The organism is Coleofasciculus sp. H7-1 (genome assembly GCF_057473865.1).
The window spans coordinates 1-16,063 of record NZ_JBYCCT010000030.1 but is presented as its reverse complement, the minus strand read 5'-3'; the positions used below and the strand labels follow the sequence as shown (position 1 = coordinate 16,063).

At 48.3% G+C, this 16,063-nt stretch carries 11 protein-coding genes and 2 pseudogenes; 7 read left to right on the top strand and 6 right to left on the bottom strand.

The features are described from left to right. Window positions 1–39 precede the first annotated feature (39 nt). From AC2VDX_RS08090 to prfC, 5 genes are all read right to left on the bottom strand, one after another. Complete coding sequence (locus tag AC2VDX_RS08090) at window positions 40–237, bottom strand: hypothetical protein (protein WP_486928136.1); 198 nt, start codon at window positions 235–237, stop codon at window positions 40–42. A 308-nt stretch (window positions 238–545) separates the two neighbouring features. Continuing rightward, window positions 546–2,030, bottom strand: a complete 1,485-nt coding sequence (gene gatB / locus AC2VDX_RS08085; RefSeq protein WP_378177442.1) for an Asp-tRNA(Asn)/Glu-tRNA(Gln) amidotransferase subunit GatB — start codon at window positions 2,028–2,030, stop codon at window positions 546–548. A gap of 73 nt (window positions 2,031–2,103) precedes the next feature. Beyond that, window positions 2,104–2,514 (bottom strand): hypothetical protein, encoded by a 411-nt coding sequence (locus AC2VDX_RS08080; RefSeq protein WP_378177439.1) that lies wholly within the window; start codon window positions 2,512–2,514, stop codon window positions 2,104–2,106. A 939-nt stretch (window positions 2,515–3,453) separates the two neighbouring features. After that, window positions 3,454–6,066 (bottom strand): M48 family metalloprotease, encoded by a 2,613-nt coding sequence (locus AC2VDX_RS08075; RefSeq protein ID WP_378177436.1) that lies wholly within the window; start codon window positions 6,064–6,066, stop codon window positions 3,454–3,456. Window positions 6,067–6,268: 202 nt separating this feature from the next. Then, complete coding sequence (gene prfC / locus AC2VDX_RS08070) at window positions 6,269–7,918, bottom strand: peptide chain release factor 3 (protein ID WP_378177433.1); 1,650 nt, start codon at window positions 7,916–7,918, stop codon at window positions 6,269–6,271. A gap of 733 nt (window positions 7,919–8,651) precedes the next feature. On the opposite strand from prfC, the gene AC2VDX_RS08065 reads away from it, so the two are divergent. The 7 genes and pseudogenes from AC2VDX_RS08065 to AC2VDX_RS08035 all read left to right on the top strand — a co-directional run bounded on the left by AC2VDX_RS08065 (window position 8,652) and on the right by AC2VDX_RS08035 (window position 15,847). Continuing rightward, complete coding sequence (locus AC2VDX_RS08065) at window positions 8,652–9,770, top strand: PAS domain-containing protein (RefSeq protein WP_378177427.1); 1,119 nt, start codon at window positions 8,652–8,654, stop codon at window positions 9,768–9,770. 1 nt (window position 9,771) lies between these two features. Further along, window positions 9,772–10,833: pseudogene (locus AC2VDX_RS08060) on the top strand (sensor histidine kinase); the annotation flags it as partial. A 136-nt stretch (window positions 10,834–10,969) separates the two neighbouring features. Beyond that, window positions 10,970–11,314 (top strand): DUF4870 domain-containing protein, encoded by a 345-nt coding sequence (locus AC2VDX_RS08055; protein ID WP_378177421.1) that lies wholly within the window; start codon window positions 10,970–10,972, stop codon window positions 11,312–11,314. A 477-nt stretch (window positions 11,315–11,791) separates the two neighbouring features. Next, a complete protein-coding gene (locus tag AC2VDX_RS08050; RefSeq protein WP_378177418.1) occupies window positions 11,792–12,775 on the top strand; it encodes an alpha-ketoacid dehydrogenase subunit beta in 984 nt (327 codons plus the stop codon). A gap of 139 nt (window positions 12,776–12,914) precedes the next feature. Beyond that, on the top strand, window positions 12,915–14,333 hold the full coding sequence (secD, locus tag AC2VDX_RS08045; protein WP_378177415.1) for a protein translocase subunit SecD: 1,419 nt from the start codon (window positions 12,915–12,917) through the stop codon (window positions 14,331–14,333). Next, entirely contained in the window at window positions 14,330–15,307 is a 978-nt protein-coding gene (gene secF, locus AC2VDX_RS08040; RefSeq protein WP_378177412.1) for a protein translocase subunit SecF, read from the top strand. The genes secD and secF overlap by 4 nt, the downstream gene beginning before the upstream one ends. A 123-nt stretch (window positions 15,308–15,430) precedes the next feature. After that, a complete protein-coding gene (locus AC2VDX_RS08035; RefSeq protein WP_378177448.1) occupies window positions 15,431–15,847 on the top strand; it encodes a hypothetical protein in 417 nt (138 codons plus the stop codon). 59 nt (window positions 15,848–15,906) lie between these two features. On the opposite strand, the pseudogene AC2VDX_RS08030 reads toward AC2VDX_RS08035, so the two are convergent. Further along, window positions 15,907–16,063, bottom strand: a pseudogene (locus AC2VDX_RS08030) (IS1 family transposase); the annotation flags it as partial.

The window sequence follows — 16,063 nt, the reverse complement described above, 5'->3', positions numbered from 1 at the left end:
TTGAATAACTAATCCATCCTTCTCCTGGTTTTCCATTACTTATTCAGCAAGCCCTACATATAGCGTTTTTTCGGGTTCAATCCCCCTGTGGTTGCCCTTACTATGTGGTGATGTGCGGCGAGTCCTGACGAAGTCGGGGATCTGAAGGGTGAACATCTCAAAGGTGCATTCAATCCGAAAACCGCGATCAACTGCAACCGACCGACAGCGAATATCCATAAAAAAAAGGAGAGCCACTTGGGCGACTCTCCCGATCATCAGGGTGCATCTACTAAACAAAATATATCATTTGGGGATGAGGGGTGTCACCCCTGATGCATGTTGTTTTCGTGAAGTTTCCTCGGTTTTATGTGAAGTGAAGACGAAGATAATTCCCAATCATATTGCAGGCAACGGGTTGTGAGGCAAATGTAGCGGATGCGTATTTCTGCTACGCGATCGCCCCCCATCTGCTACATTTTCTGCCGTCACCCGTTGCCTGGGCTTCAGCCTTGCGGAGTCGGCGCTTGACTACTCCGCAAGGCTGTATGTTTTTGCTTGTCTAACTAACTGTTCAACTTCTGAGCCATCATTTGGTTAGTGAGTTTCGGATCAGCTTGACCTCCTGTTTGCTTCATCACCTGCCCAACAAAGAAACCCAGCAGCTTGGTTTTACCGCTGCGATACTGTTCCAGCTCTTTGGGATTTGCCGCTAGAACTTCATTGATGATTTTTTCCAGCTCACCCTTGTCGGAGATTTGCTTGACTCCTTTGCTCTCCACCAGTTCTTTTGCAGAACCCCCTTTAGACAGCAACTCTGGCAGAATCTCCTTAGCGATTTTGCCGCTGATAGTGCCATCTTCAATTAAGGAAATGAGTTCCGCGAGAATTTGGGGTTTGAGGGCAATTTCAGCGATATTCAGTTTAGCGGTGTTGAGATAGGCAGAAATATCACCCATCACCCAGTTAGCCGCTTGCTTGGGATTCGCCTTGGCAGCGATCGCCGCTTCAAAATACTCCGACACCGATTTATCGTCGGTTAGCACGCGAGCATCGTAGGCAGACAAACCCAATTCGCTTTCGTAGCGATGACGTTTCTGCGCTGGCAGTTCCGGCAGTTCCGACTTCCACTTAGACAATTGCTCGGCGGGAACTTGCATGGGAGTCAGGTCGGGTTCTGGGAAGTAGCGGTAATCGCTAGAGCCTTCCTTCGTCCGCATACTAACTGTGCGTTGGCTGCCTTCCTCCCAAAGCCTAGTTTCTTGAATAATCCGCTCACCAGATTCAATGGCTTCAATTTGCCGGTCGATTTCGTAATCAATCGCCCGTTGGATGGCGTTGAAGGAGTTCATATTTTTGATTTCGACCTTCGTGCCAAACTCCTTCTGACCAACCGGACGCACGGAGATATTCACGTCGCAGCGCAGCGAACCTTCTTGCATATTGCCGTCACTGACGCCCAGATAGCGGACAATCCGGCGCACTTCTTGGGCATATTCAGCAGCTTCAACCCCCGAACGGATATCAGGTTCGGAGACAATTTCAATCAAGGGAATGCCGGTGCGGTTGTAGTCTACTAAAGAATAGGTAGAACCGGAGAGTCTTTCACTACCCGCATGAACCAATTTCCCAGCATCTTCTTCCATGTGCAGGCGAGTGATGCCAATCTTTTTGCGGATGGGGTTGCCATCGGCGTCAGTTAGCTCAATCTCCAGCGAACCGTGTTCGGCAATGGGCAAATCGTATTGAGAAATTTGATAATTTTTGGGCAGATCGGGATAAAAATATTGCTTACGATCAAATTTGCTATCAGGAGCGATCGCGCAGTTGAGAGCCAAACCGGCTTTAACCGCGTACTCCAGCACCTTTTGATTCAGCACCGGCAATACTCCAGGCATTCCCATACACACTGGACAGACATTCTGGTTGGGAGTCGCACCAAATTCGGTGGAGCAATTACAGAAAATTTTTGTTTCGGTACTGAGTTGACAGTGAGTTTCCAGACCGATAATGGCTTCGTACTGAGTTTTAACCGGAGCAGCAGTGGTCATGAGCTTACAGATTGCAGATAATTGCAACACTTCGGCTCTATTTTAGCTTTGTCTTACCATGCGTAGCTCTCGATTAATCAAAAACGACTTCTGGATTCATTTCGGCTGGGGATTTCCAATCGATTCCGTACTCTGCTTTTAAAATACGTTTCTTCTCAGCCCAGAATCGCTCGGCAAAGGCTGCGTCTCTTGGCGCGTTAGCCAGGTTTTCGTCGGCTTTTCGACCGGCGGCTGCAATCAGTTCTTGATATTTCGGAGCAAATTCTTTTAAATCATGCTTGATTTCCCCTGGATTCTTCACCAGGTTCAGCCTTATTTGAACTTCCCGAACTAGCTTCGGAAACACAAAGGCAACATAGCGATCGCTATACTTCTCACCTTGACTGACATCACTTGGCATTTTTTGGAGTCCTAGCTCTCTCGCCCCGACTCCTAATAAGGTTAGGCTTAATAAAATTCCTATAATAACTTTTGAGGATTTCATCAACCAACTCTCCTAAATTAGGTGATGTCTAACATCTTAGCATCAGAATTAAAGATGTCTATCAGCTCATTTTAATCTGAATAAAGTAGATGATGCACTAGGAGCGATCGCGCGGTTACAGTTCGGTTTAAATATCGCGGTCAGAGATTAAAAATTGCGAACAGTGGAATAATGGGCACTATAGGTATTGCTCTCTACGAATTCAGCTTCCGTTAGATAGTCAACAAGCTGGTTTTCCTCTTAAAATGAGTTTATACAAGCTAAATAATTCAGTGTTATAAATTGTGAAATTACTCTTTATTTAATTATTAGTACTTAGATTTTTAGTAATATAAAATCAGTAGTTTTCCAAAATCCTTATGATTAGCATCCTGTGTTCTGTTTACCTAAGTTTAGCAGGCGGCAGAATAATGAACTTCTGTCAAGGAACCACAGAGAACACAAAGGAAGAGAAATAGATGAATTCACGAATGAACTAGGATTGCTATAGCAATCCTAAATGATTTGCACTCTCCCTGTAGAGACGCGATTAATCGCGTCTCTACACTAAGGCGAATACTCACGCACAACTTAAATAGGATTGCTATATTTACAAAGGAACTAAATATTTTGACTATTGAGGCTAGAGAAGCGCGATCGCTTAACTTATCTCTTTTTACATACAGCTTTTCGCTTCTTGATATGCTAAAAAAAAACCAGCCACTCGCGGCGACTGGTCAAGCTTGCTGTGTTGGGAGGAGGAAAACCTGATGCCAAGACGGGAAACGCTATACAAATCATCCCGTAGATAGCGAAGCTGCGTCTCGATACACTTAGTCGTCCTTGTAAAGGAATGTAACACATTTTTCTCAAAGGCTGCAACATTTGTTTACAAACGGTTGGCGTGTGCCAACTTGTGCATCTACGAAAGAGGCGCTGTCTTAGGTAGGTCTTTTGCCCTTAAATGCCGAACAAGATAATGTAGGTTCCCCAAGCCGCAGCTAAACAGGCAACAATCGTTGACCAGATAGGGTGCCGACTGAGACTGGTAATGCCGCCTTGGGTTCGTAGGGTTTCTAAGTCGATCCAGGGAGTCGCGCCTCGACGAAACCATCCGGTTGCGGTGACTTGCCGATTTACGAAGTCGCAGGGACGAGTTGACCAGGGCAAGAGATTACCAATGGAACCAAGCGGGGAGCAATAATGTAACTTAACCAAGCCGGTGTCGGTTTGCAGGATTAAATCCTGTCCCAGCCAGTTGCTAATCCCTTGACGTCCCAAGAGTTTTCCTTGCAGACGCACCGGCTGACTATCGACAGGTAAAGCATCGATCCGAGTGGATAAATCTGATAGATTGGGGTTCGTTTGCAGAGTGGAAGATTTGATATCTGGAAAGAAAGTATTGATTCGCAAAAAGGTGCCAATGCTAAAACCTATCGGCAGGCAACCGACGAGAATTGTCCAGTAATCGTCGAGTATCCAAGCAAGTTGCTGGATTCCCAGCCAACTGCCAATCCACCCCAACAGCCAGAACAGGCACCCCAAGGCTAAACCGAACAAAATGCCAAAGAAGGGGGCACCTTGTAACAAAAGTTTTGACTTTTTAGTTTTGAGCGAAGATGCTCGAATCCGCAGTTCGGACATTTGAGTGAAGTCAAGTTCTGTCTCTAGCTTCCAGTGACGGGCGTAGAGGCATAACAAGTACAGGCGATCGCCCATTAAAGGATGGCTATTGTTGATGACCATCCACTGGCGATGAGGGTTGAGGTAGTCCCATTGCAACACAGATTCCCAAGGCGTATGGGAGGGAATGCTACCTAAGCTGATGGCTTGCCGATATCCCACTGGCGAAAGCATTTCAAAGCCTTCCAAAAGCCAGCGGGTAGACTGGTGTTTTTGGACATCAGCAATGCCAGTGGTAATTTTCAATAAAGCGCGGGTGAAGGCATTTGGGTTGCCAGTAATGTCTGCCGCTATGCGATCGCTGTAGATAATTCGCAGCCGCGACAGCCACAAACCCACAAAGCAAACCAGCCAAAATAAGCCGTAACTCAAAGCCGAAACAACCGCCGCCGGAACCTTTAGCAGGGGGCTTGCTAAGCGGTCTCCCCACCGCGCTACTTGCCGGTACAAGATGTAAGGAATCTGGGCGACTAGCATGACGAGGGACATCACTGCCAAATTCAATCCCAAAGGCAAACAAGCGAGGGCAATCCACCAGCAAGTCCAAGCCCAGTCTGAGTTCCTCAACAGGCTGAAAAAGCCTCCAATCAGGAACATCGCGGTTGCCATCACCAAACCGACCAACTTGTTTTGGACAATGTGCCCCAACTCGCTGGCATAAATTGTGGCAATTTCATCCTCTGCCAGTTGATCTAATAGTCCTTGACTGACCACAATTCGGGCAGTGCGAGGCAGATTTCCATAAGTAAGTGCGACTGGGGCGCTGATGGGTAAGATCCGCAAAGTCGGCACGGGCAAACGGCGCTGTCCGCAATAGCGGGGTAGCATCTTGGCTGCTTCTGGGCTGGATTTAGACAGCGCTGACAGCGACAGCGGTTGCATTCCCTCAAATTGCTTGAGGAGGAAGTCCAGTATCCAGGGAGACAGACACGCTAGCAGCACCAACACGGTCACGATAGGCCAAGTTGGGTCTTCGTAAAAAGCTGAGATGGGCTGCAAAAACGGCAGGTTGACGAGGAAGTTGTTCGTCGTCGTCATCACGAACTGCACTAAAACGCGAATTACTAAAGAAAGCGCGATCGCAGTCCCGCAGTCAAGCAACCACAGACGTTCTGGTTTCACTGCTGGCATTGCTCGCCATCCTTTGGCGCGTCCTGCTTGACGCCAGCCAATACTACTGGGTTTCGATTCTAGAATTTTCTCATCTATTGGCATCTCAGATGGCGTCTCAGATGGTGTCTCAGACATGACCCCTGTGTCTGCTGCTGTATCTGACGCCATCGCTGCTTCTGTAGGGACGGCTGCCTCTAGGTTGTTTTCCGCTTCAATTTTCCCTTTGCCCTGTACAAATGCGCCCTGTACTAAAGGTGAGCTGGAGGGTGTTGCTTTTTGTACCGGCTTACTGCTGTTCGCCCTGGCTCTTTCGGAGGCAGGTTGAGCTGATGAAAGCCTCTGTGCTGGTGGAGTGGCAGGCGTTTGGTCTAAGGGAATAAATCCGGTTACATCTGACGCAGGCGCAGCGCCCTGTGCTGGTGGAGTGGCAGGCGTTTGGTCTAAGGGAATAAATCCGGTTACATCTGACGTTGGTGAGGGTAACGGCTTTTTTTGAAGTTGAGGATAACGGTTGACCAAATTAGCCAAATTCCGCTCTCCCCAGTCCTTCACCTTGGGATATTTGCTTTGAGTGAGGGTTTGACAAAGCGATCGCGCTTTCTCGATTTCGCCAGTGCGTTCATAGGCAACCACCAGCCCCATCTGAGCGCGTAGGACTGTCTTTTGACTCAACTCAAACTCGCAAACGCCTTCTAGGTGAGCGATCGCATCTGGATAATTTCCCTGTTTCAGGGCTGCTAGACCAGCCTCCAGAGAGGGATTGGGAACACAAGCCATAAAAATTCAACAGCACTCGGCTTCCTTCCAAGATACCCCCACTTCAGCGAACCGACAGGTCGGCGCTTCGCTATCGCCTATCATTCAGTCAATTTTTGATTTTCTTTCTGCAGATGGCTACCCGTTTCAGGACAGTGGAACTCAGCCTGAAATGGGGTGGGGAGCATCCATCATTCGTCAGGAAACAAGTGACGAATGACTCTTAAAAATCTACTGGTTGTTGCCCCGCCGCTACGGGTGCTACGGAATTTAACTTCAACTCTGGATGATCCGCTTGCACCTGCTGACAATTCCACTCATTTCGGAACAACAGCACCGGACGCCCCCAGCTATCCTTCACCGTCACCGTATTGAAAAGACGCCCCACTTTTTGCAACGCCTCCCAGCCACCCGCTACCCAACGAGCCACACTATAAGGCAACAATTCTATGTGAGTTTCAACGCCGTACTCATTCTGCAAGCGAAATTGCACCACCTCAAATTGCAATTGTCCCACCGCTGCCAGAATTGGGTCGCGTTTGCCTTCATCCGCTGAGTACATGATTTGCACTGCACCTTCTTCCCGCAATTCCGAGACGCCCTTGTGGAATTGTTTGAACTTAGAAGGGTTGGGGTTTTTCAGATAAGCAAACAATTCCGGCGAGAAGCAGGGAATGCCTTCGTACTCCACCTTCTGACCCGTATAAATCGTATCGCCAATGGCAAAGACGCCAGGATTGTTCAATCCAATAACATCGCCGGGATACGCTTCTTCAATCGATTCTCTATCTTGGGCAAATAGTTTCTGAGGACGAGACAAACGAACTGTTTTGCCAGTGCGGGCATGATTCACCGTCATGTCTTTTTCAAACTTGCCGGTACAGACGCGCACAAATGCTACCCTATCGCGGTGCTTCGGGTCCATATTGGCTTGCAGCTTGAAGACAAAACCAGTGAATTCTGGGTAAGTCGGTGGAATTGCACCATTGCTGCTTTGCCTTGCACCAGGTTTGAGGGCGTAGTCCAGAAAAGCATCCAAAAATAACTCCACCCCAAAGTTGGTCATGGCGCTACCAAAGAACACGGGTGTCATTGTGCCTTGGTGAACTAGGTCTAGATCCAGTTCTGAGCCAACGCCTTCGAGGAGTTCTAAATCTTCTTTGAGCTGATAGTAAAGTTCTTGCTCCAGAAGTTGTTCAATTCGGGGATCTCCCACGTCTACAACGGTATCTAGGGCTTCACGCTTGCCGTGTGCGCTGCGCTCGAATAGGTGAATTTGCTGCTGCCGTCGGTCGTAGACGCCCTTGAAGCGATCGCCCATCCCAATCGGCCAGTTTACCGCATAGGTTTGCAATCCCAATTCCTGCTCAATTTCATCCAGCAGTTCCAACGGTTCCCGTCCGGGGCGATCGAGTTTATTCACAAAAGTGAAGATGGGGATTTTTCGCATCCGACACACTTCAAATAGCTTCCGCGTCTGCGGTTCCAAACCCTTCGCCGCGTCAATCAGCATCACCGCATTATCTGCCGCCGCCAGCGTCCGATACGTATCTTCACTGAAATCTTGGTGTCCCGGCGTATCCAGCAAATTAATCTGACAGTTGTGATATTCAAACTGCAACACCGTCGAGGTAATCGAAATTCCCCGCTGTTGCTCCATCTCCATCCAGTCAGAAGTCGCCTTTTTTTGCGCCCGACGCGCCTTCACCGCCCCCGCTTCGTGAATCGCACCTCCGTACAGCAACAGCTTTTCTGTCAGCGTCGTTTTACCGGCGTCGGGGTGAGAAATGATCGCAAAGTTGCGCCTGCGCTCAACAGCTGCTTGTACTTCAGATTGAAAGGTTGCTTCTGGGGACTGGAAATCAGTAAACATTCGGATGCCTGGTTCGGTACTTTCAACAAAAATTATAAAAGGTTAGATTGTGAAACGATAAGGTATATCCGTACACAACAGACCTGTTCAACCCAAACCGGAGACCTTTTTACTTTTATTCGTTTCAGGGTTTCGATTGGAGTGGGGCGCTCTAGCCTCTTTCAGTAACATTCCGGATTAAGAACTCTCACCTTCATAAAAAATTTAGATTAACTCATTCCAGCAGTAATGCTAGCAGTTTTGTCTAAGGAGGTAGGTCAAATTAACCGGAACTTGCTCCTTAGCCGTGTCTGTTGAAAAGCTCTGAGTCTCGCCCCGCGAGGAACTAACGCTAACGGAGATTTCCTCGGTTTAGACTTTTCGCTCCTACAAGGGAAGGAGAAATCCCTCTTCCGGCAATAAAAATTCTCGCCCTTCTTGCCCCGACTTGTGGGGGAACTCAGAAGGTAGGAAAGGTTAGGTTAATGTTGCAGTTTATTTATAGCCCATCTACTTATTTAAGTTTAAGCGGATATATACCTTAGCACTTGTTTCCTATGAAAAATTACGCACTTCTGAGGAATGAAAATACAAAGCGGTAAGCACGCGCCAGATTTTTTGAAGTTCTACGCTAAGAAACCGACCACCTTTTTGCAACGTTGCAAAACTGCAATTTATCCGGTGCAGACCTACCAGTGCCAACTTCCGCCAGCGACCGATATCTAGCTACAAGTAGCCACACCAAGGAGACTATATGTCATCACTCTTGCACCATCTTTTTACTTCCGGGCAATTTATCCCGCACGGACACTGCTACCTGTGGAAACCAGGGCTAGTTTGGCTGCATATTCTGTCAGATGGTTTAATTGCACTGGCTTATTATTCAATTCCGCTGCTGTTGGTTTACATTGTCCGCAAGCGAGGCGATTTGCCCTTTGATTGGATATTCCTGTTGTTTGGCAGCTTCATCATCGCCTGTGGCACGGGTCATCTGTTGGAAATCTGGACGCTGTGGCACCCGATGTATTGGCTGTCGGGTTTGGTGAAAGCAGTTACATCTGCGGTTTCTGTGGCGACAGGGATCGTACTGGTGTCATTGATTCCTAACATCCTGGCGCTGCCCAGTCCCGCCCAGCTAGAGCAAGCCAACAGCCGACTGAAATCAGAAATTAAGGAACGTCAGCAGATAGAGGCACAGCTGCGAAGTCAAGAATACTGGCTGAATACCCTGATTGATGCGGTTCCGGACGTGGTGAATATGAAAGATGGTGAAGGACGCTGGCTGATCTCGAATCAAGAAGGACTAAAGCTTTTTCAGCTCGAAGGCGTCGATTATCAGGGTAAGACAGACGCAGAACTAGAAGCATACACAGAATTTTATCAGGAAGCTCTTTTTGGTTGTCAAGAATCCGATGAAAGAACGTGGCGTGGAGAAACCATCAGCCATCACGAAGAAGAGATTCCATTATCTGATGGTTCGACTAAGAAGTTTGATGTCACCAAGGTGCCCCTGTTTAACCCAGATGGCAGCCGTAAAGGGATCGTAATCGTGGCAAGCGACATCACTGAACGCAAGCAAGTAGAAGCGGCATTGCGGGATAGCGTTGCGAGAAATCGCGCCTTCATCCAAGCGCTGCCGGATATGTTGTTTCAGATTGGCGGTGATGGGATGTTTATGGACTTCCAAGCGCCTAGAGAAGATGCTCTGGCGATGCCTCCCAGTCACTTTTTGGGGAAAAGCGTGTGGGAGGTGTTACCTACCGAGTTGGCTGAAGCTACTATGTACAATGTATCCAAAGCGATCGCTACGGGTGAAACTCAAGTCTACGAGTATCAAATGAGTTCTCTAGACGGCAACCTGCACAGGTTATGAGGCTCGATATGCACGTAGCTTAGAATCAGAAGCTTTGGTAATGGTACGCGATATTAGCGAAAGCCTGCGGCACGCTACGCTACGCAAGCAGGCAGAAATCGCTTTACAAAAATCGGAAGCGCAATTGAGAGAACAGACACTTCATCTAGAAAAAACTCTGCGCGAATTGCAACAAACCCAATCTCAATTGATTCAAAGCGAAAAAATGTCCAGTTTAGGTCAGTTGGTTGCTGGTGTTGCTCACGAAATTAACAACCCGATCAACTTTATCTACGGCAATCTCGTTTACTCCAGCAAATACACCGAAGAACTACTGCACCTGGTACACCTCTATCAGCAATACTATCCCCAACCAGTTCCCGAAATTGCAGCAGTCGTGGAGAACCTTGACTTGGATTTTCTCCAAGAAGACTTACCCAAAATGCTGTCCTCAATGAAGGTGGGGACGAACCGCATCCGCAAAATTGTCTTATCGTTGCAAAACTTCTCGCGCTTGGATGAGGCGGAGGTGAAGGCTGTTAATATCCACGAAGGCATTGACAGTACGCTGCTGATTCTGCAAAACCGGCTGAAAGAGAAACTGGGACGCCCAGCGATTGAAGTGATTAAAGAGTATGGCAATCTGCCCCCAATTGAGTGTTATGCGGGGCAACTCAATCAAGTATTTATGAATATCCTCAGTAATGCAATTGATGCCCTAGAAGAGGTTCATGGTTCGTGGTTCATGGTTCATGGCAATGAACCATTCCCTACGATTCGGATTTGCACCGAGGTCAAAGACTGCGATCGCATAGTCATCCGGATTGCTGATAATGGCTCTGGGATGACCGAGGAGGTACGTCAGAAGTTATTTGATCCCTTTTTTACCACGAAACCCGTTGGCAGCGGCACGGGCTTGGGGTTGTCCATTAGTTATCAAATTGTGGTGGAGAAACACGGCGGCAGCTTGCAATGTATTTCAGTGCCGGGACAGGGGGCGGAGTTGGCGATCGCGATTCCGGTTCGGCAGCCACATCAGCAAACTGCTTTGGTCAGTAAGGAAAAGTCTGCCTCTATTTCGTAATCGCTTCGCCCCAGCATCGTACCATTTTCTACTTTTCGGGTACGGAAAGCCGTTCGCTAGCGTGCGGCTCACCAAGAGCGATCGCGTGTTACAGTCTTGACTAAAGGCAACGCAACAGAAGCATTAGGGGGTTTAGATGTACGACATGGACAAGCGGAAGTTGTTGTCGATACTGTCTCATGGCTCGATCTTTTTTAGCACGACATTGGTGTCTATCGGGATACCCATTGCGATGTTATTTGTATCCGATGACCCAGTTGTGAAAGACAATGCCAAAGAAGCAATCAACTTTCACTTGAATGTTTGGTTCTATGGAGCGATTATTGGCTTGTTAGTTTTTATCACCCTTGGTTTGTTGGGCTTTATCCTCGTGCCTATCGGGTTTGCCGTTCATTGGGCACTTACCATTCTGGCAATTATTCACTGTTTGGGTAATCCCGATCAACCCTACCGTTATCCCTTCATTTTCCGCCTGCTTTAAAAAAAGGCAAAAGTAAAAAGTAAAAATTGTTTGTAGCTCTCACTACTTTTTACTTGCACGATTCGCGGTTCTGTTCTGGGTGGAATAAGATTACGGTTTTAACGTTTGGTAGGAGCAATGCGCCTTGCCCTACAGATGTATGGCTGTAAGTTGATTAATCATAATTCCCCAATAAAAACCCGTTTTCTCTCTCGAAGACGGGTTGATTCATATTTTTAAATATTTGTCAAGATTGCGATTGATTTGACGATGAACCAAGTGCGATCCTTCGAAGCGCTGACAAGTCAGTTCGCGCGTTGCGCCGACCTGTCGGTTCGATCGACGGTTCCCCAATAAGAGAGCGATGTGCGATCCTTCGAAGCGCTGACAAGTCAGTTCGCGCGTTGCGCCGACCTGTCGGATCGAAGAGCAAAATTCTAGAGCGCCAAGAGGTTAAAATCCTAATCTGACCCGATCAAACTCCTCTCTACTCTACCGATGGCAGAAACTTTATTCTTCAACGCCCTCCGCGCCGCCATAGACGAAGAAATGGCACGCGACTCAGATGTATTCATTCTCGGTGAAGATGTCGGTCACTACGGCGGCTCGTACAAAGTCACCAGAGACTTGTACAAAAAATATGGTGAACTGCGCGTACTCGACACCCCCATTGCCGAAAACAGCTTCACTGGCATGGCAGTAGGTGCGGCAATGACAGGTCTAAGACCGATTATCGAAGGCATGAACATGGGCTTTTTGCTCCTTGCCTTCAACCAAATCTCTAACAACGCTGGGATGCTGCGCTATACCTCCGGCGGCAACTTCAAAATCCCGATGGTGATTCGGGGACCAGGTGGCGTCGGTCGTCAATTGGGTGCCGAACACTCTCAGCGACTAGAAGCTTATTTCCAAGCAGTGCCGGGTTTAAAAATTGTCGCCTGCTCCACACCTTACAACGCCAAAGGATTGTTAAAGGCTGCCATCCGCGACGATAATCCGGTTTTATTCTTTGAACACGTTCTCCTCTACAACTTGAAAGAAGATTTACCAGAGGAAGAATATCTGCTGCCCTTAGATAAGGCAGAAGTCGTGCGGCAAGGCAAGGATGTCACGATCCTCACATATTCGCGGATGCGTCACCATGTCATGCAAGCGGTAAAACAGATGGAAAAGGAAGGTTTCGATCCGGAAGTGATTGACCTGATTTCCCTCAAGCCGCTAGATTTCGATACCATCGGTGCTTCTATGCGGAAAACCCACCGAGTGATTATTGTAGAGGAATGCATGAAAACCGGCGGGATTGGGGCAGAATTGACAGCCTCAATTAACGATCGGCTATTTGATGAGCTAGATGCGCCAGTCCTGCGGCTATCTTCCCAAGATATCCCCACACCTTATAACGGAAATCTGGAGCGGTTGACGATTGTACAACCAGAGCAAATTGTGGAAGCCGTACAAAAGATGATGGCACTCCAAGTGTAATCAGCCATTAGTCCTTAGTCCCTAGTCTCTTGTCAATTACCAATGACGAATGACGTGGGACTAATGCCCGCTGAAAATCAATCCGGATCGACCTGCCCAAAAGGGTTTATCATAGCATTTGTTTCTTGCGGGTCGTGGTATGCAGAGACAGCGTTCTTTATTAGCCTTAATTCTGGTTCTGGTGATTGCTTCTGTCACCGTGCTTGCCAGGATTCCAATTCGGCTGGGATTAGACCTTCAAGGGGGATCGCAACTGACGCTTCAGGTGAAACCCACTGAAGGCAAAGAAATCACGCGAGAAGATTTAGAAGCAGTTCAGAAGGTAGTAGAAAACCGGATTAACGGTCTTGGGGTGTCTGAAGCAATCGTGCAAACGGTCGGACAAGACCAGATTTTGGTGCAGCTACCGGGGGTGAGCGACCCAGAACAAGCGGAACGGGTGCTGGGTGGCACCGCTCAATTGGATTTCCGCGAACAAAAGCCGGGTTCGGAAACCCAGTTGCAAATTGAACAACAGCTGCGACGGGAATTAAAAGGGAAGCAGGATGAGTTGAGAAAGACGAAAGATGAAGCCGCGATCGCTAAAAATCAGCAAGCTCTCCAGCGGAGTAACCAAGCGATCGCAGCTTTGTTTGAGCGCACCCTACCCCCACTCACGGGCAAAAACCTGACGGGAGCGATCGCCCGACCTTTTCAGACGAGCGACAACTGGAGCGTCAACATTTCCTTTGATGCTGTGGGAGGCGAACGCTTTGCCCAGTTAACCAAAAATATCGCCGGGACAGGACGCACCTTGGGGATCTTCTTAGATGAAGAACTGCTCAGCGCCGCTACCGTTGAAGTGAAGTATGCCCAAGAAGGCATCAGCGGCGGAGGTGCCGAGATTACAGGCAACTTTAGCTTAGAAGAAGCCAACGAGCTGGTCGTCCAGCTGCGGGGCGGTGCCCTACCCTACCCGGTGGAAATCATCGAAAACCGTACTGTGGGAGCGACTCTGGGTCGAGATAGTATCCAAAGCAGTATCTACGCCTCTATCGGGGGTCTGATTTTGGTATTACTTTTCATCGGCGTCTATTACCGCTTACCGGGCGCAATTGCTGGGATTGCCCTAGTCATTTATTCGCTATTGTCATTATCTGCCTTTGTTTTACTAGGCGTTACCTTGACTCTCCCTGGTATTGCTGGTTTTATTCTCAGTATCGGGATGGCGGTAGATGCCAATGTACTGATTTTTGAGCGGACGCGGGAAGAATTAAGAGCCGGGAAGAGTTTATATCGCTCGGTAGAATCTGGTTTTTATCGGGCGTTTTCCAGCATTTTGGACGGTAACGTAACGACGTTGATTGCTTGTGGGTTTATGTTTTGGCTGGGTTCGGGTTTGGTAAAGGGGTTTGCCCTGACGCTAGCAATCGGAGTCTTAGTGAGTATGTTTACAGCGATTACCTGTAGTCGCACCCTGCTCATGACAGCCATCAGCTTTCCAGAATTACGCAAGCCACAATGGTTTTGTCCAAATTTGCCAGCGTCAAGGAAGTCTGAGCCTGGGGTAGGGTCATGAAACTAAATCTAATCAAACGGCGATCGCTCTGGTGGACAATTTCTGCCATCCTGATCCTTAGTGGACTGATTGCAATGGCAATCAACTGGACGCAGATTGGTGCGCCGTTACGTCCCAGTCTGGATTTTGTCGGCGGTACGCGGTTGCAGTTTGAACTCGACTGTTCTAAACCAAACAACTGCGATAAACCCATCGACATCTCGGCGGTTCGGGAAGCGATCGCCGCTCAGGGTTTGGGTGACAGTAGCATCCAAGCGTTAACCAAGAACGCTCTCTCGGCAACTCAGCCGGGTTTGTCCATTCGCACCAAAGCGTTGGATGTCGAAGAGCGCACCAAGCTGCAAAATGCCTTAAACCAACTCAGACCCTTCGATCCCGAAAAAACTCAGATAGACACGGTTGGTCCTACCCTCGGACGCCAGTTGTTTGCCTCTGGTCTATTGGCTATCTTGCTCTCCTTCGCTGGTATTTTTGTTTACCTGACCTTCCGCTTCCAGTTCGACTACTCCTTCTTCGCCTTTGTTGCCTTGTTCCATGATGTTTTGATCACCCTAGGGTTTTTCGCCATCTTGAGCTTGGTGCTGGGTACTGAAGTCGATAGCTTATTTGTGGTCGCTATCTTGACTATCATCGGTTTCTCGGTCAACGATACTGTGGTGATCTACGACCGGGTTCGGGAAGTCCTTAAACTGAATCCAGGGGAGCATATCAACCAGATCGTCGAGGACGCGGTTAATCAAACCCTCACCCGATCTATCAACACCACATTTACAGTGTTGCTGACTTTGTTTTCCATCTTTTTCTTTGGTGGGGAAACTCTGAAAAACTTTGCTTTAGCTCTGATTGTGGGGTTTGCCGCCGGTGCTTATTCCAGTATCTTCATTGCGAGTACCCTTTTAGCTTGGTGGAGAGAACGGACGGGTCAAGCGATCGCCATTGCAGCAACGGAACCCAAAGCTTCTGATGAAATCTGAAGGGCATGAGGCAATCTTGCAATGAATCAGCCAAGAGACGATCGATGGGAGCAAGGGAGCAAAGGAGCAGAGGAGCCGGACGGGGAAGTACAGGTAACCCTAGATTCAACTTCTCCTCTACCCCTGTGCCCCTCTGAACCTCAACACGCATACCCCCTCACCCCTGCCAATGACCCCAGCTTCCAACAGCAAGTGCAAAGGTTACACCGGCTGACTGTCTGCGGCAGGTGGTTGGTCGCCTGGTTGCTTTGGATTACTATTGGCCCCTTGAGCCTCTGGGGCTTGCGCTACCCAATTTCTCTGTTGCGGGAATACTTTACCTGGGCGGCAGTGCGATACGGTCTTTATTACAATCCACTGCCAGCACTGGGACTTGCTTTTTGCATCGGCATGACGGCTTCTGTATTGGTTTGGCAAAGTCGCAATATTCTACTAGGAATACCCAGTCGAGAACAACATCGCTTGGAGCAACAGGTATATCGGATTCGCCAGCAAGGGCAAAGTCACCCACTTTGGAAGTGGGTTTGTCAAGTCAATTAAAAATTGTTCAATTTTGGGGCTTATACATTGACAAAGAAACAATAAAAGGCGTTGCTGAATTAGGGTATGATGCGAGCGAGAATGCGATCGGGGAGCCGAAAATGATTTCTTTGATTTTGATAGGGAATTGGAACATCTCCAAATCTGAGATAATGAATTAGTAATCGAATTGAATGTCGTAGCATTTGTTCAGACTTAGAATAACAAAGAGTTTTT

Coding starts and splice junctions, on each gene's coding strand:
- gatB (WP_378177442.1), bottom strand. CDS start 2,030: ATGACCACTGCTGCTCCGGTTAAAACTCAGTACGAAGCCATTATCGGT.
- AC2VDX_RS08080 (WP_378177439.1), bottom strand. CDS start 2,514: ATGAAATCCTCAAAAGTTATTATAGGAATTTTATTAAGCCTAACCTTA.
- AC2VDX_RS08075 (WP_378177436.1), bottom strand. CDS start 6,066: ATGGCTTGTGTTCCCAATCCCTCTCTGGAGGCTGGTCTAGCAGCCCTG.
- prfC (WP_378177433.1), bottom strand. CDS start 7,918: ATGTTTACTGATTTCCAGTCCCCAGAAGCAACCTTTCAATCTGAAGTA.
- AC2VDX_RS08065 (WP_378177427.1), top strand. CDS start 8,652: ATGTCATCACTCTTGCACCATCTTTTTACTTCCGGGCAATTTATCCCG.
- AC2VDX_RS08055 (WP_378177421.1), top strand. CDS start 10,970: ATGTACGACATGGACAAGCGGAAGTTGTTGTCGATACTGTCTCATGGC.
- AC2VDX_RS08050 (WP_378177418.1), top strand. CDS start 11,792: ATGGCAGAAACTTTATTCTTCAACGCCCTCCGCGCCGCCATAGACGAA.
- secD (WP_378177415.1), top strand. CDS start 12,915: ATGCAGAGACAGCGTTCTTTATTAGCCTTAATTCTGGTTCTGGTGATT.
- secF (WP_378177412.1), top strand. CDS start 14,330: ATGAAACTAAATCTAATCAAACGGCGATCGCTCTGGTGGACAATTTCT.